Source organism: Actinophytocola sp., assembly GCF_050699915.1.
Classification (GTDB): domain Bacteria; phylum Actinomycetota; class Actinomycetes; order Mycobacteriales; family Pseudonocardiaceae; genus Actinophytocola.
Genome location: NZ_JBOHGA010000082.1, coordinates 1 through 25,904 on the forward strand (window position 1 = coordinate 1; position 25,904 = coordinate 25,904).

At 71.4% G+C, this 25,904-nt stretch carries 25 protein-coding genes; 17 read left to right on the forward strand and 8 right to left on the reverse strand.

What is annotated here, in order from left to right; genetic code table 11:
- Together ACRDSK_RS16625 and ACRDSK_RS16630 are read left to right on the forward strand one after the other, a co-directional pair.
- On the forward strand, positions 1-820 hold an 820-nt coding region (locus tag ACRDSK_RS16625; RefSeq protein ID WP_431441941.1), incomplete at its 5' end, for an ABC transporter permease.
- Positions 820-1,824, forward strand: coding sequence for an ABC transporter ATP-binding protein (locus tag ACRDSK_RS16630; RefSeq protein WP_431441943.1), 1,005 nt, complete (start codon positions 820-822; stop codon positions 1,822-1,824). The genes ACRDSK_RS16625 and ACRDSK_RS16630, both read left to right, overlap by 1 nt.
- On the opposite strand, the gene ACRDSK_RS16635 is transcribed toward ACRDSK_RS16630, so the two are convergent.
- The 3 genes from ACRDSK_RS16635 to ACRDSK_RS16645 are packed head-to-tail and all read right to left on the reverse strand — an operon-like array spanning position 1,808 to position 4,775.
- On the reverse strand, positions 1,808-2,671 hold the full coding sequence (locus ACRDSK_RS16635) for an ABC transporter permease (protein WP_431441945.1): 864 nt from the start codon (positions 2,669-2,671) through the stop codon (positions 1,808-1,810). The two genes, ACRDSK_RS16630 and ACRDSK_RS16635, sit on opposite strands and share 17 nt — an antisense overlap.
- Complete coding sequence (locus ACRDSK_RS16640) at positions 2,668-3,696, reverse strand: ABC transporter ATP-binding protein (protein ID WP_431441947.1); 1,029 nt, start codon at positions 3,694-3,696, stop codon at positions 2,668-2,670. The genes ACRDSK_RS16635 and ACRDSK_RS16640 overlap by 4 nt, the downstream gene beginning before the upstream one ends.
- A gap of 14 nt (positions 3,697-3,710) precedes the next feature.
- On the reverse strand, positions 3,711-4,775 hold the full coding sequence (locus tag ACRDSK_RS16645; RefSeq protein WP_431441948.1) for a LolA family protein: 1,065 nt from the start codon (positions 4,773-4,775) through the stop codon (positions 3,711-3,713).
- Positions 4,776-4,914: 139 nt separating this feature from the next.
- On the opposite strand from ACRDSK_RS16645, the gene ACRDSK_RS16650 reads away from it, so the two are divergent.
- The 3 genes from ACRDSK_RS16650 to ACRDSK_RS16660 are packed head-to-tail and all read left to right on the forward strand — an operon-like array spanning position 4,915 to position 7,741.
- The gene (locus ACRDSK_RS16650) at positions 4,915-5,643 is read left to right on the forward strand and encodes a response regulator transcription factor (RefSeq protein ID WP_431441968.1); all 729 of its coding nucleotides are present in this window, start codon (positions 4,915-4,917) and stop codon (positions 5,641-5,643) included.
- Positions 5,640-6,989: a sensor histidine kinase gene (locus tag ACRDSK_RS16655; protein ID WP_431441949.1), complete on the forward strand. Its 1,350-nt coding sequence runs from the start codon at positions 5,640-5,642 to the stop codon at positions 6,987-6,989. Before ACRDSK_RS16650 ends, ACRDSK_RS16655 begins: the two co-directional genes overlap by 4 nt.
- Positions 6,986-7,741, forward strand: coding sequence for a (deoxy)nucleoside triphosphate pyrophosphohydrolase (locus ACRDSK_RS16660; protein ID WP_431441950.1), 756 nt, complete (start codon positions 6,986-6,988; stop codon positions 7,739-7,741). Before ACRDSK_RS16655 ends, ACRDSK_RS16660 begins: the two co-directional genes overlap by 4 nt.
- A gap of 35 nt (positions 7,742-7,776) precedes the next feature.
- On the opposite strand, the gene trpS is transcribed toward ACRDSK_RS16660, so the two are convergent.
- Both trpS and ACRDSK_RS16670 read right to left on the reverse strand, forming a co-directional pair.
- Positions 7,777-8,754 (reverse strand): tryptophan--tRNA ligase, encoded by a 978-nt coding sequence (gene trpS, locus ACRDSK_RS16665; protein WP_431441951.1) that lies wholly within the window; start codon positions 8,752-8,754, stop codon positions 7,777-7,779.
- A gap of 149 nt (positions 8,755-8,903) precedes the next feature.
- Positions 8,904-9,062 (reverse strand): hypothetical protein, encoded by a 159-nt coding sequence (locus tag ACRDSK_RS16670; protein ID WP_431441952.1) that lies wholly within the window; start codon positions 9,060-9,062, stop codon positions 8,904-8,906.
- A gap of 148 nt (positions 9,063-9,210) precedes the next feature.
- Between ACRDSK_RS16670 and typA the strand changes: the two genes are divergently transcribed.
- The 12 genes from typA to dapC all read left to right on the forward strand — a co-directional run bounded on the left by typA (position 9,211) and on the right by dapC (position 23,104).
- Positions 9,211-11,115 carry a translational GTPase TypA gene (gene typA / locus ACRDSK_RS16675; protein WP_431441953.1) on the forward strand — a complete coding sequence of 635 codons (1,905 nt, stop codon included), beginning with the start codon at positions 9,211-9,213 and terminating at the stop codon, positions 11,113-11,115.
- Positions 11,116-11,235: 120 nt separating this feature from the next.
- Entirely contained in the window at positions 11,236-12,948 is a 1,713-nt protein-coding gene (locus ACRDSK_RS16680) for an ABC transporter family substrate-binding protein (RefSeq protein ID WP_431441954.1), read from the forward strand.
- A gap of 468 nt (positions 12,949-13,416) precedes the next feature.
- On the forward strand, positions 13,417-15,126 hold the full coding sequence (locus ACRDSK_RS16685) for a peptide ABC transporter substrate-binding protein (RefSeq protein ID WP_431441955.1): 1,710 nt from the start codon (positions 13,417-13,419) through the stop codon (positions 15,124-15,126).
- Positions 15,127-15,229: 103 nt separating this feature from the next.
- The gene (locus tag ACRDSK_RS16690) at positions 15,230-16,162 is read left to right on the forward strand and encodes an ABC transporter permease (RefSeq protein ID WP_431441956.1); all 933 of its coding nucleotides are present in this window, start codon (positions 15,230-15,232) and stop codon (positions 16,160-16,162) included.
- A 16-nt stretch (positions 16,163-16,178) separates the two neighbouring features.
- Positions 16,179-17,141 (forward strand): ABC transporter permease, encoded by a 963-nt coding sequence (locus ACRDSK_RS16695; protein ID WP_431441957.1) that lies wholly within the window; start codon positions 16,179-16,181, stop codon positions 17,139-17,141.
- Positions 17,142-17,172: 31 nt separating this feature from the next.
- The gene (locus tag ACRDSK_RS16700) at positions 17,173-18,216 is read left to right on the forward strand and encodes an ABC transporter ATP-binding protein (protein WP_431441958.1); all 1,044 of its coding nucleotides are present in this window, start codon (positions 17,173-17,175) and stop codon (positions 18,214-18,216) included.
- Positions 18,213-19,280 (forward strand): ABC transporter ATP-binding protein, encoded by a 1,068-nt coding sequence (locus ACRDSK_RS16705; RefSeq protein ID WP_431441959.1) that lies wholly within the window; start codon positions 18,213-18,215, stop codon positions 19,278-19,280. The genes ACRDSK_RS16700 and ACRDSK_RS16705 overlap by 4 nt, the downstream gene beginning before the upstream one ends.
- A gap of 123 nt (positions 19,281-19,403) precedes the next feature.
- Positions 19,404-20,351, forward strand: a complete 948-nt coding sequence (locus ACRDSK_RS16710) for an ABC transporter permease (protein WP_431441960.1) — start codon at positions 19,404-19,406, stop codon at positions 20,349-20,351.
- Positions 20,352-20,370: 19 nt separating this feature from the next.
- The gene (gene mshB, locus ACRDSK_RS16715) at positions 20,371-21,216 is read left to right on the forward strand and encodes an N-acetyl-1-D-myo-inositol-2-amino-2-deoxy-alpha-D-glucopyranoside deacetylase (RefSeq protein ID WP_431441961.1); all 846 of its coding nucleotides are present in this window, start codon (positions 20,371-20,373) and stop codon (positions 21,214-21,216) included.
- A 1-nt stretch (position 21,217) separates the two neighbouring features.
- Entirely contained in the window at positions 21,218-21,610 is a 393-nt protein-coding gene (locus ACRDSK_RS16720) for a hypothetical protein (RefSeq protein WP_431441962.1), read from the forward strand.
- Positions 21,611-21,698: 88 nt separating this feature from the next.
- Entirely contained in the window at positions 21,699-22,025 is a 327-nt protein-coding gene (gene fdxA, locus ACRDSK_RS16725) for a ferredoxin (protein WP_431441963.1), read from the forward strand.
- Positions 22,022-23,104: a succinyldiaminopimelate transaminase gene (gene dapC / locus ACRDSK_RS16730; protein WP_431441964.1), complete on the forward strand. Its 1,083-nt coding sequence runs from the start codon at positions 22,022-22,024 to the stop codon at positions 23,102-23,104. The genes fdxA and dapC overlap by 4 nt, the downstream gene beginning before the upstream one ends.
- 55 nt (positions 23,105-23,159) lie before the next feature.
- Here the strand turns inward: dapC and ACRDSK_RS16735 are convergent, their stop codons facing one another.
- The 3 genes from ACRDSK_RS16735 to ACRDSK_RS16745 all read right to left on the reverse strand — a co-directional run.
- Entirely contained in the window at positions 23,160-24,098 is a 939-nt protein-coding gene (locus ACRDSK_RS16735) for a CHAD domain-containing protein (protein ID WP_431441965.1), read from the reverse strand.
- Between the two features lie 63 nt (positions 24,099-24,161).
- Complete coding sequence (gene dapD, locus ACRDSK_RS16740; protein ID WP_431441966.1) at positions 24,162-25,160, reverse strand: 2,3,4,5-tetrahydropyridine-2,6-dicarboxylate N-succinyltransferase; 999 nt, start codon at positions 25,158-25,160, stop codon at positions 24,162-24,164.
- A gap of 10 nt (positions 25,161-25,170) precedes the next feature.
- Positions 25,171-25,904 (reverse strand): hypothetical protein (locus ACRDSK_RS16745; RefSeq protein ID WP_431441967.1); only part of this gene is annotated, 734 nt, incomplete at its 5' end.

Here is a 25,904-nt window from a genome sequence, read left to right on the forward strand (position 1 = left end):
GCGCCGGCCAGCCGGCGCGGAGTGGGTCGTCGTCGGCGCGGCGCTGGCGGTGCTCGCCTTGCTGCTGCTGCCGATCGTGGTGCTGGTGTCGCGCTCGCTGGGTGGGAACCTCGCCGGCTACCGGGCGCTGGCCGGCACCGGGTACGCGGGCTCGCTGCAGGTGTCCGGAGTGGACGCCATGCTGAACTCGGTCCGCGCGGCGACCGACGCGACGGTCCTGGCGGTCACGCTGGGCACCCTGGCGAGCGTGGTGTTGGTGTCGCTGTCGCGAAGCGGCGTGCGGCGCGGGGTCGTGGAGGCGATGGACACCGCGCTGATGCTGCCGCTGGGGGTGTCGGCCGTGACGGTCGGCTTCGGCTACCTGGTGACGCTCGACCTGCTGCCCGGCGACCTGCGGACCTCCGCGGCGCTGGTGCCACTCGCGCAGGCGCTCGTGGTGACGCCGCTGGTGATCAGGCTGCTGCTGCCGGTGCTGCGCTCGATCGACACGCGGCTGCGCCAGGCCGCGGCGTCGCTGGGCGCGTCGCCGGTGCGGGTGTGGCGGGAGGTCGACGTGCCGCTCGCCGGCCGGTCGCTGCTGACCGCGTGCGCGTTCGGCTACGTGGTGGCGCTCGGCGAGTTCGGCGCGACGAGCTTCCTGGCCCGCCCGGACACGGCCACGCTGCCGGTGGCGATCGCGCGGCTGCTGTCCCGGCCGGGCGAGCTGAACAACCAGATGGCGTACGCGGCGTGCACGCTGCTGATCCTGGTGACGGTGGCCGCGGTGGCGGTCGTCGAGTCGGTGCGGGTGCCGGGCCGCACGCCGGTCGGGGAGTTCTGATGGGTCTCACGGTGCACGACCTGACCGTCCGCTACGGCTCGCTGACCGCGGTGTCCGCTGTGGACCTCTCGGTGCCGGACGGCTCGGTGCTGGCGCTGCTCGGCCCGTCCGGGTGCGGCAAGTCGACGCTGCTGCGCGCGGTCGCCGGCCTGGAGCCGCCGACGACGGGCCGGGTGTGCTGGGACGGCGCGGACCTGGCCGGGGTGCCGGTGCACCGCCGCGAGTTCGGGCTGGTGTTCCAGGACGGCCAGTTGCTCCCGCACCGGAACGTGGCCGGCAACGTGGCGTTCGGCCTGCGAATGCGCGGTGTCGACCGGGCCGCGCGGCGGGAGCGGGTGGCGGAGCTGCTCGAGCTGGTCGGTCTGGACGGGTACGAGGCGCGGCGGTCGACCGAGCTCTCCGGCGGCGAGCAGCAGCGGGTGGCGCTGGCGCGGGCACTGGCCCCGCACCCGCGGCTGCTGTTGTTGGACGAGCCGCTGTCCGCGCTGGACCGGGCGCTGCGCGAACAGCTGGCGATGGACCTGGCGCGGGTGCTGGCGGGGACGACGGCGCTGGTGGTCACCCACGACCACGACGAGGCGTTCACGCTGGCGGACCGGGTGGCGGTGATGCGGGCGGGGCGTCTCGTGCAGACGGGCCCGCCGGCGGAGGTGTGGCGGTCGCCGGTCGACGAGGACACGGCCCGGTTCCTCGGCTGTGGCGCCTTCGTCCCCGCGACCGTCCACGGCGGCGTGGCGACCTGCGAGCTCGGTTCGGTGGAGCTGCCGTGGGCGCAGTCCGGTTCGGTGTTGCTGGGCCTGCGCCCGTCGGCGCTGCGGCCGGCCGCTTCCGGGCTCAAGGGCGAGGTCGTGCAGCGGATCCACCGGCGCGACCACGTGCGGCTGCGGGTTCGGTTGGAGAGCGGCCGCGAGGTGGACGCCGTGGCGGGCGTGCTGGACACGGCGTCGGCGGTGACCCTGGCGCTGGACCCGGACGGCGTGGCGCTGGTCAGCCGTCGCGGGTGACGATCCGGGCCAGGGCGAGCGAGTAGCCGATGAGGATGTAGCACGCCGCGCGGAGGACACCGTCACCGATGGCGTCGGTGGGCATCGGGTCGCGGGCGACGTCGGCGAGGTCGGACCAGCCCGAGGTGATCAGGACCGGGTGCAGCCAGTCCAGCGACGAGATCACGGTGAGCACGCTGAAGACGATCACGCCGCCGAGCGTCACCGACAGGACGACGAGCGGATGGTCGGTGGTGGTGGAGATCGCGAGCGCGATGGCCGCGACCGCCCAGACCTGGAGGGTGACGAGGACCGTCAGCAGCGCGATCCGGCCGAGCGACTCGCCGAACGGGAGCGTCGTGCCGGACATCGTGAGCATGCCGTCGCCGCCGAGGATCACGAGGCCCGCGACCACCCCGACCGCGGCCATGATCGCGACGGCGCCCAGGGTGAACACCGCGACGCCGAACGCCTTCACGGCGAGCAGCCGAACCCGCCCGACCGGGGCGAGGAGCAGGTTGCGCAGCCCGCCCGCGGCCGCCTCGCCGGAGATCGCGTCGGCCGACCACATCGTGCCGACGAGCGGCAGGAGCATGGTCATCGAGAGCAGCAGGACGAAGACGGGCAGTACCAACCCGTTGTCGCCCACGATGGCCGCGACCCCTACGAAGGCCCGGTCCGGGCCGCCACCGGCGGGCGGCGCCGACGCGACGGACACACCGATCCCAGCCACGATCGGCACCGCCGCGGCCACCCCGAGCGCGATCATGGTGCGGGGCCGGCGCAGCATGAAGCGGAGCTCCGCCTTGAGGAGCCGAAGGATCGGCGCGTTGGTCCGATTGGGGACCTGCGAAACCGCCACACTCACGACGACACCTCCCTGTCCGCTGGGAGCTCCTGTGTGGCCACGTTCGAGAGACCCGCCTCCGGGGAGTCGGCGGACGTCAGGCGGGCGAAGAGGTCCTCCAGGCCCGTGCGCTGGCGGCGGACCTCGTGGACGGCCACGCCCGCCCGCACCAGGGTGGCCACCACCTCCGGGCCCGTCGTCGCCGTCAGGTCCACTCGGACGCCGTCGGGGGTGGCTCGGGCTGGCATTCGGTTGTCCCGCAGGGCGTTGACCGCCGTCGTCGTGTCTGGGGTGGACACCAGCAGGCCCGAGTTGCCCGCCTCCAGCAACTCCCCCAGCTCACCCTGCGCCACCACCGAACCCTCGTGCAGCACGGCGACATGCGTGCACGTCGCCTCCACCTCGGCAAGCAGGTGCGACGACACAAGCACCGTGGTGCCGGACGCGTGCAGGTCGGCGATCACGGCCCTCACCTCTCGGGTGCCGGCCGGGTCTAGGCCGTTCGTCGGCTCGTCCAGGACCACCAGCTTGCGCGGCAGCAGCAGCGCGGCCGCCAGGCCGAGGCGCTGCTTCATGCCCATCGAGTAGCCGCGGTAGCGCCGGCCGGCCGCCGCGGACAGGCCGACCCGCTCCAGGGCCTCGGCCACCGCGCGCGGCATGGCCGCCGTCGCCAGGTGCGGCTCCGCGGCCGCGCAGCGCAGCAGGTTCTCCCGACCGGACAGGAACGGGTGGAAACCGGGACCCTCGACAAGCGCGCCCACCTCCGGCAGCGCGTAGCCCAGGCCCGCGGGCAGCTGATGACCGAGCAGCTCGACCGTCCCCGCCGTCGGCGTGCTCAGTCCGAGCAGCAACCGGATCGTGGTGGTCTTGCCGGACCCGTTGGGACCCAGCATGCCCAGCACCGACCCGACCGGCAGGTCCAGATCGACGTGGTCGACCGCCACCGTCCGGCCGTAGACCTTGCGCAGGTTGCGGGTTCGGGCGGCCAGACGGGCGGTGGCCCCCGCGGCCGTTGCCGCGGGGGCCACTCGATCACCGATCACCATGCCGGTCACGCTAGTCACTTGCCGAGCGCCTCGGTGAGCACCTGCTGGGGCACGGCCCCGATCGCGACCCGGCCGTCCTCGGTGATCAGCGCGGTGCCGACCTTGGCGCTGATGACCCAGCCGGTCCCGAACTCGCCGTGCACCTCCTTGCCGAAGCGGCTGAGCAGCTCGAAGGCGTCCTCCTCGCCGCCACCGCCCGGCATCGCCAGCGCGCCGTCCGGCAGCTTGCCGGTCAGCACGGTGTCCCAACCCTTGCCGACCGTCTTCAGGTCCAGCTCCTCGAACAGCTCGTCCGGGGACTCGCCGTGGACCTTCTCGTCCGCCTTGCGCTCGGTCACCGTGGCGCCCTCGGGCGGGGTGAACCGGAACAGGTTCGCGTCCTGCGGGCCGCTCTCGAACTCGGTGAAGCCCAGTTTCAGCGCCGGGTCGGACTGGCCGTTCGCGAGCACCTCGAGCTGCAGCGGCACCCGGGTCTGCGAGTCGACCGACACCCGAACCTCGCGCAGCAGCGTGCGCTCGGTCGGCTTGGGCGCGAGGACCAGCTGGTACACCGGCCGGCCGGCGACCCGAGCGGTGCCGTCGACCTCGACGATGCTGTCCTCCTCCATGGCGTCCACGAAGTCACGGGCGGCTGCCGCCGGGTCGGCGAACCGGCCCTCGATCGGCGTCTTCTTGTCGTCGCCGACACCGTGGGGCAGCTTCTCCACGGTCCGGTCCTGCGAGTTCCACACCCACACGGTCTTGCCGTCGTCGACCACCGTGGTCTCGCCGCCGCGCGCGGGCACCGAGATCCGGCCCCGACCCTCGCCGTCGGTGTACACCCGGATCTCGTCGCCGCCACCCATGGATCCCGGCAGGCCCGGGATCGGCAGGCCCAGGTTGTTCTCCATCTCCACCGAACCGCCCAGCGCCGGGATCTCGGCACTCAGCACCGACTCGACGAGCCGGTCGGCACTGGTCGGCGGCAACGCCGGCGGGGCCTCCCCAGCACCCGCCGGCGACGCCAGCACCACGAGGCCGGCGACGCCGGCGATGGTGCCCGCCGCAGCGACCGCCAGAGCGGTCTTCTTGGAATTCATCACGCACCCCTTTGTCAGCTCCAGGGATTTCGCTCCCGTGACGTCGAGATTGCACCAGTGCGACTGAGATGACGCTGAGAGTGACCGCTGGAGCTGAGAGTTGCCTGAGAGCATCCGTGCTTTGTCGGTGCCTCGCGGCATGCTGGGCACCATGAAACCGCGCGTGCTGGTGGTCGACGACGAGCTCGGGGTGCGAAGGGCGCTGCAGAGGGGCCTCACCGCCGAGGGCATGGAAGTCGTCGTCGCCGCGGACGGGCCCGGTGCGCTGGACATCGCGCGCACCGGCGCCTTCGACGTCATCCTGCTCGACATCATGCTGCCGGGCCTGTCCGGCTACCGGGTGCTGCAGCGGTTACGCGCGGAGGGCGTGAGCACGCCGGTGCTGCTGGTGTCGGCCAAGGACGGCGAGATCGACCAGGCCGACGGCCTCGACCTGGGCGCCGACGGCTACCTGGTGAAGCCGTTCTCGTTCGTCGTGCTGGTCGCGCAGGTGCGCGCGGTGCTGCGGCGCGGGCTCGCGGACGGCGCGGACCGCCGGCTGCGGGTCGGTGAGCTGGTCGTGGACCGGGCGATGCGCGAGGTGCGGTTCGCCGGATCGCTGGTGGCGTTGTCGCCGCGCGAGTTCGCGGTGCTCGAAGTGCTCGCGGGCCGCGCGGGCACGGTCGTCACCAAGGACGAGCTCTTACGCAGCGTGTGGGGCGACGAGCTGGCCGCCACCCGCAACGCGGTCGAGGTCTACGTGGGCTACCTGCGCCGGAAGTTGGACGCGGCGGGCGCGGGTGGGATCGTGCGTACCGTGCGAGGACACGGATACGTGGCGTCGAGCAGCGAGCTGGACGCGGTGCTGGAACCCGGGCGCGGCCGTTGAGCGGTGCCCTCGGGCGGATCGTCGGGCGGCTGTGGCTGCGGCGAACGCTGCGGTTCCGGATCAGCAGCGTCGCGACCGCGGTGACCCTGGTCGTGCTGCTGCTGCTCGCCGTGCAGACCAGCCGGCTGATCGGCCCACTCCTGGTCAGTGCCGCCGACGCGCAGCTGCAGTCCATCCTGGACGACGCGGTGGCCGACGTCCGGACTGGTGTCACGCCGGCGGACTCGCCGGTCGGGGTGCGCACCCGCGTGCTGGACACGGCCGGCTCGCCCCTCGACGCCCTTGGCCCGCCGCCATTGGACCAGGCGGACATCCGGACACTGAAGGCCGGCACCCCGGTGCTGCGGACGCAGGACGACCCGCCGCTGCGGTGGCTGGGCACGGTGGCCACCGCGCCGGACGGCTCGCAGCGGCTCGTGGTCGTCGGCACGACGCTGACCGGGTACTTCGCCGCGGAGAGCCGGGCGCTCAACTGGCTGGTGGGCGCCGCGCTGCTCGGCTCGGCGGCGGTCGGGCTGGCGACGTGGTTCTCGGTGCGCTCGTCGCTGCGCCCGGTGGAGCGGCTGCGCGGTGCGGCCACCCGGCTGCCGCCCGGGCGCCGACTGCCGCTGCCGAGCGCACACGACGAGCTCCGGTCGCTCGCCGCCGCGCTGAACGGGTTGCTGGCTCGGCGCGACGAGGCGAGCGACCGGCTGCGCCGGTTCACCGGCGACGCGGCCCACGAGCTGCGTTCGCCGGTGGCGTCGATCCGGGTCCAGGCCGAGGTGGCGGTGGCCAACCCCGACCCGGACCTGGCGCACGAGGTGCTGGCCGACGTGGTCCACGAGTCCGAACGACTGTCCAGTTTGGTCGAAGGGCTGCTGACGCTGGCCCGCTCGGACGCCGGCGAGCTGCCCGATCCCATGCCGGTCGACGTGGTCACCGCGGCCCGCGAGGCGGTGGCCCGGCTGGGCGACGCCGGGCCGGTGGTGTCGGTGAGCGCGCCGAGCGGGGCGTGCTGGGTGTCGGCCGCGCCCGCGGAGGTGGACCTGGTGCTGGACAACCTGTTGCGCAACGCGGCCCGGCACGCGCGGGCGAAGATCACGGTGACGGTGCTGGCCCGCGCGAAGTCGATATGGCTGGTCGTGGACGACGACGGGCACGGGGTCGCCGAGGAGCACCGCGCGCGGGTGTTCGACCGGTTCTACCGAGTGCAGGACGACCGCGCGCGGACATCCGGCGGCTCGGGACTCGGCCTGGCACTGGTGGCGGAGATCGTGCGCCGGCGAGGCGGGACGGTCAACGTCGCCGAGTCACCCGAGGGCGGGGCGCGGTTCCAGGTGCGCTGGCGGGAGCTGCAGACGTGACGCTGCTGCGCACCACGCGGCTGGTCGACGCGCCGCCGCGGGTCGTGTCGGCGGTGCTGACCGAGCGGGCCTTGTTCGGCGGCGCCGGCGTGCTGGCGCCCGGCGACGAGCAGGTCCTCGCCGGTGGCCGGTTCCGGGTCGCGGACCTCGCTGTGGATGGGCTGCGGCTCGTGCCGGTCGGTGGGGCGTTGCCCGTCGAGCTGCAGTTGCGGCTGGCGTCGACCGCGGCCGGGGTGTTGGTGACTGGCACCGTCGCGGCTCGGGCGGCGTGGCCCGGACTGGTGCGGCGCCGGGCGCTCCTCGACCTACTTACCTCCACTGTGGACAATGTGGCTCGACGGGCCGAAGTGCTGGCGGGCGCGGCGGTCGTGGTCGGCACGGCGATCGTCCGCGAGCGGGCGGTGCTCGCCCAGCAGCGGGCCTACCCGCCCGACGCGGCCGGGAAGTGGGAGCTGCCGGGCGGGCGGGTCGAGCCAGGTGAGTCCGATGTGGACGCCGTGCGGCGCGAGTGCGTGGAGGAGCTCGGCGTCGACGTGCGGGTCGGGGAGCCGGTCGGCCCGGACGTGGCGCTGAACGACCGGATGCTGCTGCGCGTGTACCGCGCCGAGCTGACCGAGCCCGGCGCGGTCCCACACCCCCGCGACCACCAGGCGCTGCGGTGGCTGACCGCCGGCCGGCTCGGCGGCGTCGACTGGCTGCCGGCCGACCGGGTCCTGCTGCCGGCACTGCGTCGCCTGCTGACCAACCGCTGACCGACACCGACGCCAGCCGCAGAGGAGGCCGGCAGTTAGCCGACGCCCGCCAGGCGCTGTGCGGTGGCGAGTCGGTGCGCGCCGCGAGCTGTGGCCAGCTCCGCTCCGCGAGCGCGGATCCGGTCCAGCTCCGCGCTCTCGGCGAGCAGCTCGGTGGTCCGCTCGCGAACCGGCCGCAGCTCGTCGACCACCGCCTCGGCGACGGCCTCCTTGAGATCGCCGTACGAGCCGAACCCGGCGCCGACCTCGCGCACCGGCTTGCCGGTACACGCGGCCAGGATCTCCAGCAGGTTCGCGAGCCCGGGCTGCTCGACCGGCCGGTACTCCAACCGTCCGAGGCTGTCGGTCACCGCGCGTCTTATCTTGCGCCGCAACAGGTCCGGGGGGTCCATGACGTACAGCACGCCGACCGAGTCGCGTGCCGACTTGTCCATCTTGCGCGACGGGTCGGCGAGGTCGCGCACCCGCGCGGCGGCCGGCGGCGTCACCGCCCGCGGCACGACGAACGCATCGCCGAACGTGCCGTTGAACCGTCTGGCCAGGGTCCGCGCGAGCTCGACGTGCTGGGCCTGGTCCTCACCGACCGGGACCTCGTCCGCGCCCTGCAGCAGGATGTCGGCGGCCATGAGCACCGGATAGGTGAACAGACCGACCCGCACCGGCGTCGCCTCGAGGCCTTTCGCACTGCTCTTCTCCTTGAACTGCGTCATCCGCGCGGCCTCGCCGAACGAGCACGAACACTCGAGGATCCAGGTCAGCGCCCCCAGCTGCGGCAGCAGGTCGGACTGCACGAACAACTGTTCCGGCTCGATCCCGGCGGCCAGCAGCGTGGCGAGCAGCTCGCGGGTCCGGGCCCGCAGGCGTTGCGGGTGATACGCACCAGTCATGCCGTGCAGGTCGCTGACGAAGTACAGGTCGCCGGGGCGCCCGTCCCGCGCCCAGCGGCTGATGGCGCCGAGGTAGTTGCCCAGGGTGGCGCCGCCGGACGGGGTGATGCCGGAGAAGCAGGTCATGATGGGACTCCTCTGCGGTCGTCGCCCGCGGGAGAGGCCTCCAGAGATGACGAAGGCCGCCCGAGCGGGCGGCCTCATGTATTAACGCACGCGTCACGGCCGCCGGCTGGCGGCCCACCACACGAAGCGCATGGGACAAGGCTACCGACTCAGGCGGCCTTCTTGAAGTCGGCTTTCGCGCGTTTCAGCGCCAACACGGGGCAGCGCTTGCAGCGGGACGAGGAGCGGCAGCACTTCTTCTTGACCTTGCCGGCCTTCATCAGCTTGCGCACCGTCTGCGCCGGGGTCCTGACGTGCTTCTTGCCCACCCAGCCACTCCAGAGAAGTCGAGGAAAACTAAGGTTAGGCTAATCTTCGACCGCGGCGCCACCCCCGCCAGCTATCCTGGAGGGCGCCGCGCCCATCTCGCCGCGCGCAAGCCAACGCCGCCACACCATGAACCAGGAGCACACGCGCGTGCCTGCCACCGACACCGGGGCGCCCCCGATCGCCAGGACCGATCTCCGCAACGTCGCGATCGTCGCGCACGTCGACCACGGCAAGACCACGCTGGTCGACGCGATGCTGCGCCAGTCGGGGGCCTTCTCCGCACGGGCCGAGCCGGTGGACCGGGTGATGGACTCCGGCGAGCTCGAGCGCGAGAAGGGCATCACGATCCTCGCGAAGAACACCGCCGTCCGCCGCGAGACGCCCACCGGCCCGATCACGATCAACGTGATCGACACGCCGGGCCACGCGGACTTCGGCGGCGAGGTGGAGCGCGGGCTGTCGATGGTGGACGGCGTGCTGCTGCTCGTCGACGCCAGCGAGGGCCCGCTCCCGCAGACCCGCTTCGTGCTGCGCAAGACCCTCGCCGCCGGCCTGCCGGTCGTCCTGGTCGTCAACAAGGTCGACCGCGCCGACGCACGCATCGAGGAGGTCGTCGCCGAGACCCACGACCTGCTGCTCGACCTCGCCACCGAGCTGGACGAGATCGACGCGGCCATCCTCGACCTGCCGGTCGTCTACGCCTCCGCCCGCGCCGGCCGCGCGAGCCTTCAGGCGCCCGCCGACGGCGCACAGCCGGACAGCGAGAACCTCGACCCGCTCTTCGAGACCCTGCTCGCGCACGTCCCGCCGCCCGCCGGCGATCGAGAGGCGCCACTGCGCGCGCTGGTCACGAACCTCGACGCGTCCAGCTTCCTCGGCCGCATCGCGCTCTGCCGGGTCCACGCCGGGCGCATCCGCAAGGGCCAGACCGTCGGCTGGTGCCGCGCGGACGGCAGCGTCACGAACGTCAAGGTCACCGAGCTGCTGCTCACCGAGGCCCTCGACCGGATCCCCGCCACGCACGCCGAGGCGGGCGACATCGTGGCCATCGCCGGCATCCCGGAGATCACCATCGGCGACACGCTCGCCGACCCCGACGCACCCGAGCCGCTGCCGCGCATCAGCGTCGACCAGCCGGCCATCTCCGTCACCATCGGCGTCAACACCTCACCGCTGGCGGGGCGAGGCGGGGGCAAGAAGCTCACCGCCCGGCTGCTGCGCAACCGGCTCGACTCCGAGCTCGTCGGCAACGTCTCCATCAAGGTCTTGCCGACCGAGCGGCCGGACACCTGGGAGGTCCAGGGCCGCGGCGAGCTCGCCCTGGCGATCCTCGTGGAGACCATGCGCCGCGAGGGCTTCGAGCTGACCGTCGGCCGCCCGGAGGTGGTGACCCGCACCGTCGACGGCAACCTCTGCGAGCCCTTCGAGCGGCTGACCGTGGACGCGCCGGAGGAGTACCTCGGCGCGATCACCCAGCTGCTCGCCGCGCGCAAGGGCCGCCTCGAGCACATGGGCGGGCACGGCACCGGCCGGGTCAAGGTCGAGTACGTGGTGCCCTCCCGCGGGCTGATCGGCTTCCGCACCGACTTCCTTACCGAGACCCGCGGCACCGGCATCGCCAACGCCATCTTCGAGGGCTACTTCCCGTGGGCGGGCCACATCCGCGACCGGCACTCCGGATCGCTGGTCGCCGACCGCACCGGCTCGGTCACCGGCTACGCGATGCTGCAGCTCGCCGACCGCGGCACGTTCTTCGTGGAGCCGGGCGCGGACGTCTACCAGGGCATGGTCGTCGGCGAGAACCCGCGCGCCGAGGACCTCGACGTCAACGTGACCCGCGAGAAGAAGCTGACGAACATCCGCTCCTCCACCGGCGACGAGCTGGAGCGGCTCGCCCGGCCGCGCAAGCTGGTGCTCGAGGAGGCGCTGGAGTTCTGCGCGACCGACGAGTGTGTCGAGGTGGCGCCAAATGTGGTGCGCATCCGCAAGACGATCCTGGACAGTGTGAAGCGGGCCCGCGAGCGGTCGCGGGCCAAGTCTCGGGACGCCTGAGGGAACCTCCGGCCGCGGCCGAACGTCACGAGATCGGGGGAACCCAGCCGGCCGACGCATCGTCGCGGCCGTCTGGCAGGGTCACCAGGCACCGGTTGACTCGAGGGGAGGTGGACCGGCGTGACGCGACGAGTGACCGTGGGGGCGCTCGCGGCGGCGGTCCTCACGCTGGCGGCGTGCACTCCGGCGCCCCGCTACGTCGACGCCCCGGTGACCAGCCCGGTGCCCGACAAGGTCGACACCGGCGAGATCGTGGTCGGCGTCAGCACGCTCGCCGGCGGCTACAACCCGCACGACATCGCCGACCAGTCCGCGGTCACCACCGCGCTCGCCAACGTGCTGCTGCCCTCGGTGTTCCGGCGCGGCGCGGACGGCGTGCCGCAGCTGGACCGCACGGTCATGACGTCCGCCTCGGTCACGAACGCCGACCCGTACACGGTGACCTACCAGATCCGGTCCGACGCGTCCTGGTCCGACGCCGCGCCGGTGGCCGCCGAGGACTTCGTCTACCTCTGGCAGCAGATGACCGGCAACCCCGGGGCCATCGACGCCGCGGGCTACCGGCTCATCTCCGACATCAACGCCCGCGACGCCGGCAAGGTCGTGGAGGTCGTGTTCAGCGAGCCCTACCCCGGCTGGCGCTCCCTGTTCTCCGGCCTGCTGCCCGCGCACCTGCTCAAGGACGCCCCCGGCGGCTGGTCGGGCGCGCTGCAGGGCAACTTCCCGGCCACCGCCGGCCCGTACGCGGCGAAGACGCTGGACACCGACCGCGGCGAGGTCGTGCTCGAGCGCAACGACCGCTACTGGGGCGAGCCGGCCACGCTGGACCGCATCGTCCTGCGCCGCGCCGACCAGAGCGGCGTCGTCGAGGCGCTCGAGGCCGGCCACGACCAGGCGGCCCTGGCGCGGACCGACTCGGTCGGCGCCAACCTGCTCGCCGACCTCGGCCCGGTCGTCACCGCCAAGACGGTGGCCCGGCCGACCATCGCAACCCTGGCGCTGCGGCCCGACCGGCCGAACCTCGCCGACCTCGCGGTCCGCCAGTCGATCGTCGCCCTGCTCGACCGGGACCAGCTGATCACGGTCGGCACCGGGAACGGTCCGGCGGCCAAGCTCAAGGCCGACGCCCAGGTGCTCGCGCCGAGCGTGCCCGGCTACCGGCCGACGATCCCGACCACGTCCGGGGTGGCGACCGCCGCCCGGCCGGACCCGACCGTCGCGACGCAGCTGCTCGGCCAGGCCGGCTACACGAAGACGGCGGCCGGCTGGAGCCGGTCGGGCAAGCCGCTGCGCATCGTCGTCGCCGCGCCCGAGGAGCGCGAGGTCGCCCAGCTGATCGCGAGCGACGTCGCCCGGCAGCTGACCACGGCCGGCATCGACACCGAGGTCGTCACGCCGCCGGCGAGCCAGCTCTACGCCCAGCTGTACGCCGGCGAGGCCGAGGAGGGCACCGACGGCGGGCAGGAGACCGGCGACCCGTTCGACCTCGCGGTCATCGGCCAGCCGGTCGGCGCGGACGACGCGACCACGCTCGCCACGAACTTCGGCTGCGCCACCGGCGAGCCCGGCGAGGAGCCGACGCCGGCCAACCCGCTCGGCTTCTGCGACGCCGGCCTGCAGGCGACCATGGACGCGGCCCTGACGGGTGCACTCTCGGTGACCGACGCTCTCGCCGCGGTCGAGCCGGCGCTCTGGCGGGCCGCCGTTTCGGTTCCGCTGTACCAAGAGGCGGATACGCTGGCCGTCCGCCCGGACGTGTCCGGTGTGTCCGTCGGCCCACCGCTGGCTGGTCCGTTCGCCGACGCGGCGACGTGGCGGCGCACCGCCGGGTGATCTTCGCCGGCGGCCGCGGCGATCATGGCGGGAACGCGCGGGTGCGGTGTGGACAGTCGCGAGAAATACACCTGCCGGACATCTGGCGGTCAGCGCCAACACCGACGAAAGTATGTTCCCACCTGCCATTTAGTACCGTGCGGTAACCATTGCGTCGCAAGCCGCCACCACCGTGTCACCCTTTGGTCACGATCGGGTCTTAGAGCGTGACGGCGGTTGTCGGAGTTCCTACCGTCCTGCAACGGCGCGTCGGCGGATGGCCGTGGGCGCGTCACAAGATCACCAGTGGGTGCTGATCAGACACGAGGTCCACTACACGTGCACTAGCAGACGATGCCGCGAGACGGACGGAGCATTCCCCGACCCGCCCCCGCTTCGCGGCTCACCCCCGCTGCGTGCACGATGTGTCACGACAACACAGGGCGCACGCCCGTTAAGTGCGTGCTCGCTCATGGAGGAACTGACTTGATGAGTAACAAAGCAGCGTGGCGACGAGCCGCCGCCGGCCTCGCGGCCGCCACGCTCGTGCTCACCGCTTGCTCCCAGCAGGAGAACACGGGCAGCGGCGCCAATGACGGCGAGGACGCCAAGCCGTCCGCGGGCTGGGAGGAGACCCCCGTCCCGGAGATCAAGGAAGGCAAGGTTGGCGGCACGTTCCGTTTCGCCATCACCGAGCCGACCGCGATCGACCCGTACAACGCGCAGGAGTCCGAGGGCATCCTGGTCGCGCAGTACCTGTTCACCGGCCTGACCTCAGTCGCCCCCGAGGGTGAGATCGAGCCCGGTGTGGCGGACAAGTGGGAGAGCAACGAGGACTGCACCGAGTGGACCTTCGACCTGAAGACGGGCACGAAGTTCCACAACGGTGAGGACGTCACGTCGGCGTCGTTCAAGCTGGGTTGGGAGCGGGTGGCCGCCAAGCTGTCCGCGTCCGAGGTGTCCTACCACCTGCAGGGCATCGAGGGCTTCGAGGAGATGCAGGCGGGTTCGGCGAAGACGCTGTCCGGCGTGGACGCCACCGACCCGGCGAAGCTCGTGGTGAAGCTCACCGAGCCGAACTGCGAGTTCTTCATGCGCACGTACCACTCGGTCTTCAGCCCCGTGCCGAAGAGCGCCGGCAGCCCGAACACGAACAAGGGCTTCGTCGAGGCTCCGATCGGCAACGGGCCGTTCGCGATGGACGGTAAGTGGGAGCACGACAAGGGCATCAAGCTCAAGCGCTTCGCCGACTACGGTGCCGGTGACCCGGCCTACCTGGAGAACGTCGAGATCACGATCGCCGCGAACGGTTCCGACGACGAGTACGCCGGCTACCAGAACGGCACGTTCGACTGGGCCCGGATGCCGACGCCGGTGCTGAGCCAGGCGCGGTCGAGCTACCTGTCGAAGAACCAGTGGATCACCCGGAACATGAACGGGATGAACTACCTGCTGCCGATGGTCACCCAGAAGCCGCTGGACTCGGTGGAGGCTCGCCGGGCGATCTCGCTGGCGATCAACCGCGAGGAGATCATCAACAGCATCTTCCAGGGCTCCTACACAGCGGCGACCTCGTTCGTCCCGCCGGTGTTCGCCGACGCCTTCCAGAACGGCGTCTGCAAGGACTGCAAGTACGACCTCGACGAGGCCAAGAAGCTCGCCAAGGAGGCCGGGCTCACGCCGGGCACCACGATGAACATGCAGTTCAACACCGACGCCGGCCACGACGAGTTCATGGCGGCGATCAAGGACCAGCTGGAGACGAACCTCGGTCTCAAGATCAACATGACCTCGGTTCCGTTCGCCGACATGCTCAACAACGAGCAGCAGCCGACCTCGACCGGCCTGTACCGGGCCGCGTGGGGTGCGGACTACCCGACGCCGGAGAACTTCCTGACGCCGCTGCTGTCGACGGACGCCATTGGTGCGAAGCCGAACGAGCCGACCACCGGTGACAACCGTGGCCGCTTCAGCAACTCCGAGTTCGACGACCTGCTGAAGGAGGCCAAGGCCAACCCGGACGAGGCCGCTCGGACCAAGCTGTACCAAGAGGCCGAGACGATCGCGATCGGTGACAACCTGGCGCTGATCCCGCTGTGGAACCGCACCCAGCACCGTCTCGCGAACACCGACAAGTTCATCAACATGAGGATGGACTTCAGCGAGAACCCTGACCTTTCGGTCATCAGCATCAAGTGATGTGACACCAGCCGTGGGGGCCGCGGTCCGCTAACCCGGACCGCGGCCCTCATCGGTTAAAGAACAGATTTCTTCGACGATCCGAGGAAGCCGGCACCTACAAATGGGGAAGTTCGTAATCCGGAGGCTCGCCCAGGCCATCCTGGTCTTGATAGCGGCGACGCTCTTGTTGTTCATAGGCCTGTTCGTGCTCGGGGACCCGTTCGCCTCAACCGGCGACAAGACGGTGCCTCCGGAGACCCAGCAGATCCTGCGTGAGAGATTCGGCATGGACCAGTCACTGCCGATGCAGTATCTGACGTATCTGGGGAACCTCTTCACCGGCGATCTTGGCGTCGACTTCAACCAACGCCGCGACGTCTCCGACATGATCGGCGAGGCGCTCCCGGCCACCGCTCGACTGGCGCTCATCGCCATCATCATCGACGTGCTGATCGGCGTGGTCGCGGGCATCATCGCCGCGGTCTTCCGCTACTCCTTCTGGGACGTGCTGGTCACCATCCTGACCACGCTCGCGATCGGCATTCCGACCTTCGTCATCGGCATCTGGCTGCGCCAGACGGTCTCCGGCGTGTGGATCTTCCCCGGAGTACCGAGATCCTTCACCGAAGTCGTGCCGTGGTACCAGGAGGTGCTGCTCCCCGCGGTCACCCTGGCCATCGTCGACGCGGCGTTCATCGCCCGTCTGATGCGCGGCTCCATGCTGGAGGTCCTGCGCACCGACTACATCCGGACCGCCCGGGCCAAGGGCCTCGGCGAGCGAACCGTGATCATGAAGCACGCGTTCCGGAACTCGATCATTCCGGTAGTCACCTACGTCGGCATCAGCATCGGTATTCTGCTGGGCGGCGCGCTGATCACCGAGACACTGTTCCAGTACAACGGTGTCGGGTTCCTACTGGTGAAGTCGATCAACCAGAACAACAACCCGGTGATCATGGCGCTGGTGACGTTCGCGGTGCTGATTTACGTCTTCCTCAGCATGATCGTCGACATCTTGTATGCGTATCTCGACCCGCGGATCCGGCTGAGCTGAGTGAGGTAGACGAACAGTGACCACCCCTCCTGACCCGGCCGACCTGAGCGCGCCCGCACAGGCGGTGCTCGTCCAGCCGGCGGACCACCACGAGCCTCGACCCGAGCAGCCGGAGAACGGCAAGAAGAGGGCTTCCAGAAGCGCGCTCGCCGACTTCTGGCGGCGCTTCAAGCGCAACAAGCTGGCCATGGGCGGACTCGTCGTCGTCACGATCATGGTGATCCTCGCGATCCTCCAGCCGTTCATCTCGCCGTTCGACCCGTACGACCAGAACCTGATCAACACGCTGCAGCCGCCGAGCGCGGAGCACTGGTTCGGCACCGACGTGCTCGGCCGGGACCTGTACTCGGGGATGTTGTACGGCCTGAAGCTCGCGCTGATCGTGGGCCTGTGCACGATGCTGGGCTCGATGACGCTCGGCGTCACGCTCGGCGCGCTCGCCGGCTACCGCGGCGGGTTCTCCGACGCGCTGGTCATGCGCGTGACCGACCTGTTCCTGGCCTTCCCGTACCTGATCGGCGCGATCCTCGTGGTCCGCACCTTCGGCTCGGGCCTGTTCCAGGTGATCCTCGCGCTGGTGATCCTCGGCTGGCCGACCGCGGCCCGGCTGATGCGCGGCCAGATCCTCGCCCTCCGCGAGGCGGAGTACGTCGAGGCGGCCCGGTCGATCGGCGCGTCGGACCGGCGCATCGTGACCCGGCACATCCTGCCCAACGCGATCCAGCCGGTGTTCATCTACTCGTTCACCGGCATCGGCGTCGCCGTCGTCGCGATGGCGTCGCTGGCCTACCTCGGTGTCGGTGTCCCCACCGACACCCCGGAGTGGGGCCGGATGATCAACCAGGGCATCGAGCAGGTGCAGGTCGCCGGCAAGGACTTCCTGTGGATGTTCCCGAGCGGCGCCATCTGCATCACGACCCTCGCGTTCGCGTTCGTCTCCGACGGCCTGCGTGACGCCCTCGACCCGAAGCTGCGATGACTCGCTGCCGAATCCAAGGAGATCCCACACAATGAGCAGCGCAGCGGAGATCGACCTCGAGGGCCCACCTGCGCCCTTGCTCGAGGTCCGCGACCTGCGGGTGCACTTCAAGACCGACTACGGCGTCGTGAAGGCCGTCGACGGTGTGTCCTGGCACGTGAACGAGGGCGAGACGCTCGCCATCGTGGGTGAGTCCGGCTCCGGTAAGTCGGTGTCCGCGATGACGATCCTCGGCCTGGTGCCCGCCCCGCCCGCGACCTTCCCGAGCGGCGACATCATGCTGCGCGGCCGGTCGCTGTTGAAGATGCCGGAGAAGCAGCAGCGCAAGCTGCGGGGCAGCCAGATCGCGATGATCTTCCAGGACCCGCTGACCGCGCTGAACCCGGTGTTCAAGGTCGGCGACCAGATCGCGGAGATGGTGCGCGTCCACCAGGACGTCACGAAGAACGTCGCCAAGAAGCGGGCGCTGGACCTGCTCGGTGAGGTCGGCATCCCGAACCCGGCGGTGCGGCTGAACCAGTACCCGCACGAGTTCTCCGGCGGCATGCGCCAGCGCGCGATGATCGCGATGGCGCTGGCCAACGACCCGCACGTGCTGCTGGCCGACGAGCCGACCACGGCGCTGGACGTGACCGTGCAGGCGCAGATCATGTCGCTGCTGCAGAAGCTGCAGGAGGACCGCAACACCGCGATCGTGCTGATCACGCACGACCTCGGGGTGGTGGCCAGCTACGCGAACCGGATCAACGTGATGTACGCCGGGAAGATCGTGGAGACCGGCACCGCGGACGAGATCTTCTACGAGCCGCGGCACGCGTACACGTTCGGCCTGCTGTCGAGCCTGCCGCGGATGGACCAGAGCAGGCAGGAGCGGCTGGTACCGATCAAGGGCCTGCCACCGAGCCTCGCGAACGTCCCGCGGGGCTGTCCGTTCCACCCGCGTTGCGCGTTCGCGTCCGACCAGTGCCTGCCAGAGGTGCCGGAGCTCGTCGCGGTCGGTGGGGACGGGCACCGCGCGGCGTGCGTGCACAGTGATCGAGTCGCCATGGCACACGAGGAGAGGGCCGTCCGATGAGCCAGGGGGCGCAACCACAGCAGGGCGGAGTCGGCGTGGCAGAGGCCGAGAAGCAGCCGATGCTCCAGGTCGACAACCTCGTCAAGCACTTCCCCATCCGCAGTGGCGTGTTCATCAAGCGCACGATCGGCGAGGTGAGGGCCGTCGACGGGGTGGACCTCGACGTCTACCGCGGACAGACGGTGGCGCTGGTCGGCGAGTCCGGCTGCGGCAAGTCGACGACGGCGCGGGCCGTGCTGCGGCTCCTCGAGCCGACGAGCGGCCGGGTCATGCTGGACGGGGTCGACGTCACCGCGCTGGGCAAGGACAAGCTGCGCCGGACGCGGCGGGACATGCAGATCGTGTTCCAGGACCCGTACGCGTCGCTGAACCCGCGTATGACGATCCGCCAGATCCTGACGGAGAAGTACCAGCTGCTCGGCCAGAAGATGACCAAGTCGACGATCAGCGACCTGCTCGACACGGTCGGCCTGGCCGAGGAGTACGCCGACCGCTACCCGCACGAGTTCTCCGGCGGGCAGCGCCAGCGCATCGGCATCGCCCGGGCGATCGCGATGAACCCCAAGTTCATCGTGCTCGACGAGCCGGTGTCCGCGCTGGACGTGTCGATCCAGGCCCAGATCGTGAACCTGCTGGAGGACCTGCAGGACAGCCTGGGCCTGACTTACCTGTTCATCGCGCACGACCTGTCCGTGGTCCGGCACATCGCCGACCGCGTGGCGGTGATGTACCTGGGCAAGGTGGTGGAGATCGCCGACCGGGACGACCTGTTCGACCGGCCGCACCACCCGTACACCCAGGCGCTCATCTCCGCTGTGCCGATCCCGGACCCGCGCCTGGAGCGCCAGCGCGAGCGGATCGTGCTTCGCGGCGACGTGCCGAACCCGGCCAACCCGCCGTCGGGCTGCCGGTTCCGCACGCGCTGCTGGAAGTTCGAGCAGCTCTCGGAGAGCGATGCGCGTCGCTGCATCGAGGAGCCGCCCCCGCTGGTCTCGGTGGCCAACACCCCGGGCCACGACGCCGCGTGCCACTACGCGTCGTTGCGCGAGGTGGTCCGGGCCTGACGAGCCGACGGTGACCGCGGTCCGCCTCTGCGTCCCGGACCGCGCGATCCCCGGCACGACCACGGTCGGTGCCGCGCCGGACACGAGCCGGCGCGGCATCGTCCTTTTTGGACGAGTTCGCTGATGCGGAAGTTCGTCCTGCTGCGGACCGCCCAGGCTCTCCTGGTGTTCGTGTTCGCCACCTTCGTCGCCTACATCGCGCTGTTCGAGCTAGGCGACCCGTTCGCCTCGGTTGGCGAGAAGGTCCTGCCGCCCCGGACCCGGGCGATCCTGCACGAGACGTTCGGCCTCGACGAGCCGCTTCCCGTGCAGTACCTGACGTTCCTCGGCAACCTGTGCACGGCCGACCTCGGCATCGACTTCGACCGGCGCCGTCTGGTGTCCGACCTGCTGGCGGAGGCGTTGCCGAACACGCTGCGGCTCGCCGCGCTGGCGTTCGCCCTCGAGCTCCTGATCGGCATCGGCGCGGGCGTGCTGGCCGCGGTCCGGCGAGCCTCGTTCTGGGACACCCTGGTCACCACCAGCACCGTCGTGCTCATGTCGATCCCGCCGCTGGTGACCGCGACGTTCCTGCGGGACCGGCTGTCCGGCCTGCGCCTCTCGGACATCACCCTGTTCCCGACGCTGCCGATCGCCTTCGGCCACGAGCCGCACTGGGCGCAGCTGCTCGTACTGCCCGCGATCTCGATGGCGGCCGGATCGGCCGCCTTCACCGCCCGGCTGATCCGCGGCTCGATGCTCGAGGTGCTGGAGTCCGACTACGTGCGCATGGCGCGCGCGAAGGGTCTGGCGCCGCGGAAGGTGATCTTCAAGCACGCCCTGCGCAACGCGCTGATCCCGTTCGCGAACCTCGCCACGATCAACCTCGGCGCGCTGTTCGGCGGGGCGCTCGTCGTCGAAACGGTCTTCCAGTTCCCGGGGGTCGGCTATCTTTTCGTGCGCGGGCTGCGCGACCTGAACACCCCGGTGCTGATCTCCATCGTCGCCTACTCAGTGATCGTGTTCGTCGTGCTGATCGCGCTCCTCGATATTCTCTGCGCGTATCTCGACCCGCGGTTGCGGATCGACTGACGAGACTGGGACCGACCGCATGACGCTCTCCGCCGCTCCCCGGCTGCTGCTCGTGCACGCGCATCCGGACGACGAGAGTCTCTGGACCGGCGGCACGATCGCCCGGTACGCGGCCGCCGGTGTGCAGGTCACGCTCGTCACCTGCACGCTCGGCGAGGAGGGCGAGATCATCCCGGACTCCCTGCGCCAGCTGGCCGCCGACCACGCCGACCAGCTCGGCGGCTACCGCATCGGGGAGCTTCGGTCGGCCTGCGCCGCGCTGGGCGTGTCCGACCACCGGTGGCTCGGCGGCCCGGGCCGGTGGCGCGACTCCGGGATGGTGGGCGTCGCCGCCAACGGGCATCCGCGCGCCTTCGCCGGCGGTGACCTCGACGAGCAGGCCGCGACACTCGCCGCCGTGCTCGACGAGGTCCGGCCGCAGGTCGTCGTCACGTACGGGCCCGACGGCGGCTACGGCCACCCCGACCACATCCGCGCGCACGACGTCACGATGGCCGCCTGCGAGAAGGCCGGCGGGGTCGCACGCCTCTTCCACGCGGTGACCTCCCGCGCCGCCACCGAGAACGGCGTCGCCGAGCTCGCGCGGGTCGACGGCCTGCCCTACCGGCTCCCCGAGCCCGGCGAGCTGCCGGTCACCGACGACTCGCTGATCACGACGACCGTCTCCATCGCCGACGTGCTCTCCGCGAAGCTGCGCGCGCTGCGGGCCCACGCGACGCAGGTCAGCGTGTGGCAGGCCGCCGACGGCGCGCACTGCTACGCCCTGTCCAACGGCATCGCGCAGCCGATCCCGGCCGCGGAGTTCTACGTGCTGGCCCAGGGCGAACCCACCGGCTCGGACACCGACCTCTTCGGGGGCCTGTGAGATGCCGGTGCGGGACGGGTTTCTGCTCGTCGTCCTCGTGCTGGACGCGATCGTGCTGGCGGTCATCGAGCTGCTCTACCTGCCGCTGGCCTTCGACGGTTACCTGCTGCCCAACCTCGGCGGCCTGCCGCTGCCGCTGATGCCGATCCTCGCCGCGGTGTCGACACCGTGGCTGGTGTCCATGGCCGGGCGGCTCTCCTCCCGGCTGCTCGTCGCCGCCGCACCACTGCTGGCCTGGATCGTCACCGTCGCGTGGTTCGGCATGTTCGGCCCGGGCGGGGACGTGCTGCTGACCGCGGACTGGCGCGCGCTGCTGCTCTTCGCCGGCGGCGCGCTGCCGTCGGCCATCGTCCTCGGCCGGGTGCTCGCGACCACACTCGCTCCCACCTCGTGAGAGCGGCCCGGGGCCGAGGGGGATACTAGGGACTGCCGGTAACCTCCGCGTGCAGGCGAACCTCAACAGAAAGAAGCAGGAGAACGCAGTGACTTATGTGATCGCCGAGCCCTGCGTCGATTTGCTCGACAAGGCGTGCATCGACGAGTGTCCGGTCGACTGCATCTACGAAGGGGACCGGATGCTCTACATCCACCCCGACGAGTGCGTGGACTGCGGCGCCTGCGAACCGGTCTGCCCGGTGGAGGCCATCTACTACGAGGACGACGTCCCCGACCAGTGGAAGGAATACACCAAGGCCAACGTCGACTTCTTCGACGAGCTCGGCTCACCCGGCGGAGCGGCGAAGGTCGGCAAGGTCTCGGCGGACCCTCAGTGGATCAAGGACTTGCCGCCGGTCGTGCACGACGAGTGAGTCGAGCGCTCGGGACCTTTCCCTGGGACTCGTTGGCCGACGCCACCGCACTGGCGCGGTCCCATCCTGACGGTCTCGTCGACCTGTCCATCGGCACGCCCGTCGACCCGGTTCCCCAGCTGATCCAGGACGCGCTGGCCGCCGCGGCCGGCCCGCCCGGCTACCCCACCACACACGGCACCCCGGAACTGCGCGCGGCCGCCGTCGGCGCGCTCGCCCGCCGCCACGACGTCACCGGCCTGCCCACCGACGCGGTGCTGCCGACCATCGGCTCCAAGGAGCTCGTCGCCTGGCTGCCGACTCTGCTCGGGCTCGGCGCCGGCGACCTCGTCGTCATCCCGCCGCTCGCCTACCCGACCTACGAGATCGGCGTCCAGCTCGCCGGCGCCGAGCTGCTGCGCGCGGACGGCACGCTCGCGGTCGGGCCGCGCCGGCCGGGCCTGCTCTGGCTCAACTCCCCCTCGAACCCCACCGGCCGGGTGCTGCCCGTCGAACACCTGCGCAAGGTCGTCGACTGGGCCCGCGAGCGCGGCACGGTCGTCGTGTCCGACGAGTGCTACCTGACGCTGGGCTGGGAGGCCGAGCCGGTCTCGGTCCTGCACCCGGCCGTCCGCGGCGACTCGTTCGAAGGCGTGCTGGCGGTGCACTCGCTGTCGAAGTCGTCCAGCCTGGCCGGGTACCGCGCCGGCTTCGTGGCCGGGGACCCGGCGCTCGTCGCGAAGCTGCTCGCGATCCGCAAGCACGCCGGGATGATCATGCCGCGGCCGGTCCAGGCCGCGATGACCGCGGCGCTGTCCGACGACGAGCACGTGGCCGCCCAGCGCGCCCGGTTCGCCGCGCGGCGCGAGGTGCTGCGGACGGCGCTGGTGGACGCCGGCTTCCGGATCGACCACTCCGAGGCGGGCCTGTACCTGTGGGCCACGCGCGACGAGCCGGCGTGGGACACCGTGGCGTGGCTGGCCGAGCGCGGCGTCCTCGTCGCGCCGGGCACCTTCTACGGCCCGACCGGCGAGCGGCACGTGCGGCTGGCGCTCACGGCCACCGACGAGCGCGTCGCGGCGGCCGCGTCGCGGCTCTAGCTTCAATGCCCGGAAGGCGTCCTTCAGGTCGCTGAGTGTCCGGAAGGCGTCCTTCCTAGCGTAGGTCGCCGGCCAGCCGGTCGATCTCGTCGAACGTGGCGCGCCAGCGGGCCCGGCAGTCCGCGCGGCGTACCTGTTCCCGCTCGACCAGCCGCCCCGCGACGAACACGACGTCGGCATCGGCGTCGGTCTGCTCGGCGAGCAGCCGCCGCAGCTCCGCCTCGGCGACGACGGTGTCCTGGTGGTCGCCGAGGACGTCCTGGAACTGCTTGGTGGCGTTGACGAGCCGGCGCACCGGCTTGCCGCCGACGGGCGCGGCGAGCTCGGCGGCGTAGCGCAGTCGCTTGCCCTGGATGCGCAGCGCGTGCAGCTCGTCGTCGGACGGGTCGTCGCCGAGCGCGTGGGCCGCCTTGACCAGCTTGCGGTGCGGCTTGACGACGACCTCGACGAGCGCGCCCCTGCTCGCGGTCCGGCCTGCCTTCTTGCCGACGGGGTGGCCGTTGACCTCGCCGGTCACCAACCCGGCGAGCGTGCGCAGCAGCGTGGCGTAGCGGGCGCCGCGGAACGTGTCGAGCATGCGCCGCCTGGCCCGCCGCCGCTCCTCGACCAGGCCGTGCAGGAGTCGCTCGGCGGCCTCCCGCTCCTCGTCTGGCAGGTTCGCCGCCTGCCCACGCAGGTGGCCGAGCAGCACGTCGAGGTCGCGGATCCGGCCGAGGATGCCGCCGAACCAGCGCAGCTCCGACTGCACGGCCGCGACGTCCGGGTCGCCGGATGCCTTGAGCGCGGCCCGCATCCGCCGCACGGCCACGCGCATCTGGTGCACGCCTTCGGGGTCGCTGCCCTCCCGGGCGATCGCCTCGTGCTCGAGCAGCGCCCGCACCTGCTGGTCGAGCCGTGCCCTGACGTGGACGTCCGGCGGATCCCCGGCGCCGGCCTCACGCGGCTTGGCCGGCAGTCCGAGCTCAACAGGGCTGACCAGGACAGATCGCGTCATTGGCCAATGCTAGGTGAACAGCGGACAAATGCCAGTCCACCCGGACCGTGGAAATTGCGAGATTCAGTCGTTCGCGTGCAGCATCTCGTTCAGTCGCACACCCGATCCGGTGCGCTCGACGACCTCGACCGTGCCGGTCGACGAGTTGCGGCGGAACAGCAGCCCCGGCTGGCCGGACAGCTCGCGCGCCTTCACGAGCCGGCCGCCCGGCAGCGTCACCTTCGTGCCGGCCGTGACGTACAGGCCCGCCTCCACCACGCAGTCGTCGCCCAGCGAGATGCCGACTCCGGCGTTCGCGCCGACCAGGCAGCCCGTGCCGATGGAGATCGTCTCCTTGCCGCCGCCGGACAGCGTGCCCATGATCGACGCGCCGCCGCCCACGTCCGAGCCGTCGCCGACGACCACGCCCGCCGAGATGCGGCCCTCCACCATGGACGCGCCCAGCGTGCCGGCGTTGAAGTTCACGAACCCCTCGTGCATCACGGTCGTGCCGGTCGCCAGGTGGGCGCCCAGCCGCACCCGGTCGGCGTCCCCGATGCGGACCCCGGCCGGCACCACGTAGTCGACCATCCGCGGGAACTTGTCCACTCCGTACACGGTCACCGCACCCCGCGCCCGCAGCCGCAGCCGCGTCGCCGCGAAGCCCTCGACCCGGCACGGCCCGTGGTTGGTCCACACGACGTTCGAGAGCACCCCGAAAAGCCCGTCCAGGTTCATCCCGTGCGGGCGAACCAGCCGCGAGGACAACAGGTGCAGCCGCAGGTAGGCGTCGTGCGCGTCGGCCGGCGGCGCGGCGAGCGACAGGATCCCGGTGCGCACCGCGACCACCTCGACCGACCGGTCCGCGTCCGGGCCGAGCAGCGCCGAGACCCCGGCGCCCAGCTCGTCGACCGCCTCCTGCTCGGACAGCGGCTTGGTGCCCGGCACCCGGCCGTCGTCGAGCTTGGGGTGCGGGAACCAGGTGTCGAGCACGGTCCCGTCGTCGGTGACGGTGGCCAGGCCCACGCCCTGGGCGCCGGTGGTCGCTGGATCGGCCGCTGCGTTGACGTCTGCGCTGCTCACGCCTGGCAGGTTAGTCCAGCCGGAACCTGGGGTCGGCGGCCAGCTCGGCAAGCTGCTCCGCGCTCAACGGCGCCGTTGCGAGCGCCGGGCGACCCGACCCCGGGTAGTCGCGGCCCTGGGCGACGTAGACCACGGTCCCGTCGTCGGCGAGATACCCGGCCCAGCTGTGGAAGTCCCGCCGGTCTCCGGTCGCCGTGAACACCCCGATCCGCTCGCCGCCCACGACCTGCTCGGTGCACTCGCCCTCCATGCCCCAGAGCGTCGGCGACAGCGCGCAACCCTCACCCGCGGCCCCGTTGCCCGGCGTGACCGTCTCGACGAACATCCGACCCACGCCGTTCCCCTTGGTGATCGGCTGGTCGGCAAGGTACCGCCAGACCTCCTGGCCGTCGACCGTGTCCTCGTAGGAGGCCTGGCTGAACCGCAACGGGCCTCCGGAGTAGCCCGGCTCCTCGTAGCTGAGGTCCTCGGGTGCGTCGTACCCCTCGGGCACCACCTCGGTCAGCGCCGCGAGCAGCGCCTGGCCGTTGTCGAACTCGGGACCGTTGCGTGCGGTGCGGTCCGGCTGGCCGTTGGGCCACGAGGTGTCGGTCTTCGACGGCTCCCCGCCGGTCGGCTGCTCACTGGTGGTCGGCGGGGCCCCGACCGGCGAGCCCGACCCGCCCGTGCCGGAGGTCGCCAGCACGACCACCATCGCGATCCCGATGGCCGCCACCGCAGCGGCCGCGCTGCCCGCGCCCGCCC

Excerpts from the sequence above, each read along its gene's own strand:
- mshB (WP_431441961.1), top strand. The coding sequence starts at position 20,371 with ATGACGCTCTCCGCCGCTCCCCGGCTGCTGCTCGTGCACGCGCATCCG.
- ACRDSK_RS16640 (WP_431441947.1), bottom strand. The coding sequence starts at position 3,696 with ATGGTGATCGGTGATCGAGTGGCCCCCGCGGCAACGGCCGCGGGGGCC.
- ACRDSK_RS16645 (WP_431441948.1), bottom strand. The coding sequence starts at position 4,775 with ATGAATTCCAAGAAGACCGCTCTGGCGGTCGCTGCGGCGGGCACCATC.
- ACRDSK_RS16650 (WP_431441968.1), top strand. The coding sequence starts at position 4,915 with ATGCTGGGCACCATGAAACCGCGCGTGCTGGTGGTCGACGACGAGCTC.
- ACRDSK_RS16630 (WP_431441943.1), top strand. The coding sequence starts at position 820 with ATGGGTCTCACGGTGCACGACCTGACCGTCCGCTACGGCTCGCTGACC.
- ACRDSK_RS16700 (WP_431441958.1), top strand. The coding sequence starts at position 17,173 with ATGAGCAGCGCAGCGGAGATCGACCTCGAGGGCCCACCTGCGCCCTTG.
- ACRDSK_RS16685 (WP_431441955.1), top strand. The coding sequence starts at position 13,417 with ATGAGTAACAAAGCAGCGTGGCGACGAGCCGCCGCCGGCCTCGCGGCC.
- trpS (WP_431441951.1), bottom strand. The coding sequence starts at position 8,754 with ATGACCTGCTTCTCCGGCATCACCCCGTCCGGCGGCGCCACCCTGGGC.
- ACRDSK_RS16690 (WP_431441956.1), top strand. The coding sequence starts at position 15,230 with ATGGGGAAGTTCGTAATCCGGAGGCTCGCCCAGGCCATCCTGGTCTTG.
- ACRDSK_RS16710 (WP_431441960.1), top strand. The coding sequence starts at position 19,404 with ATGCGGAAGTTCGTCCTGCTGCGGACCGCCCAGGCTCTCCTGGTGTTC.
- ACRDSK_RS16735 (WP_431441965.1), bottom strand. The coding sequence starts at position 24,098 with ATGACGCGATCTGTCCTGGTCAGCCCTGTTGAGCTCGGACTGCCGGCC.
- ACRDSK_RS16720 (WP_431441962.1), top strand. The coding sequence starts at position 21,218 with ATGCCGGTGCGGGACGGGTTTCTGCTCGTCGTCCTCGTGCTGGACGCG.
- ACRDSK_RS16705 (WP_431441959.1), top strand. The coding sequence starts at position 18,213 with ATGAGCCAGGGGGCGCAACCACAGCAGGGCGGAGTCGGCGTGGCAGAG.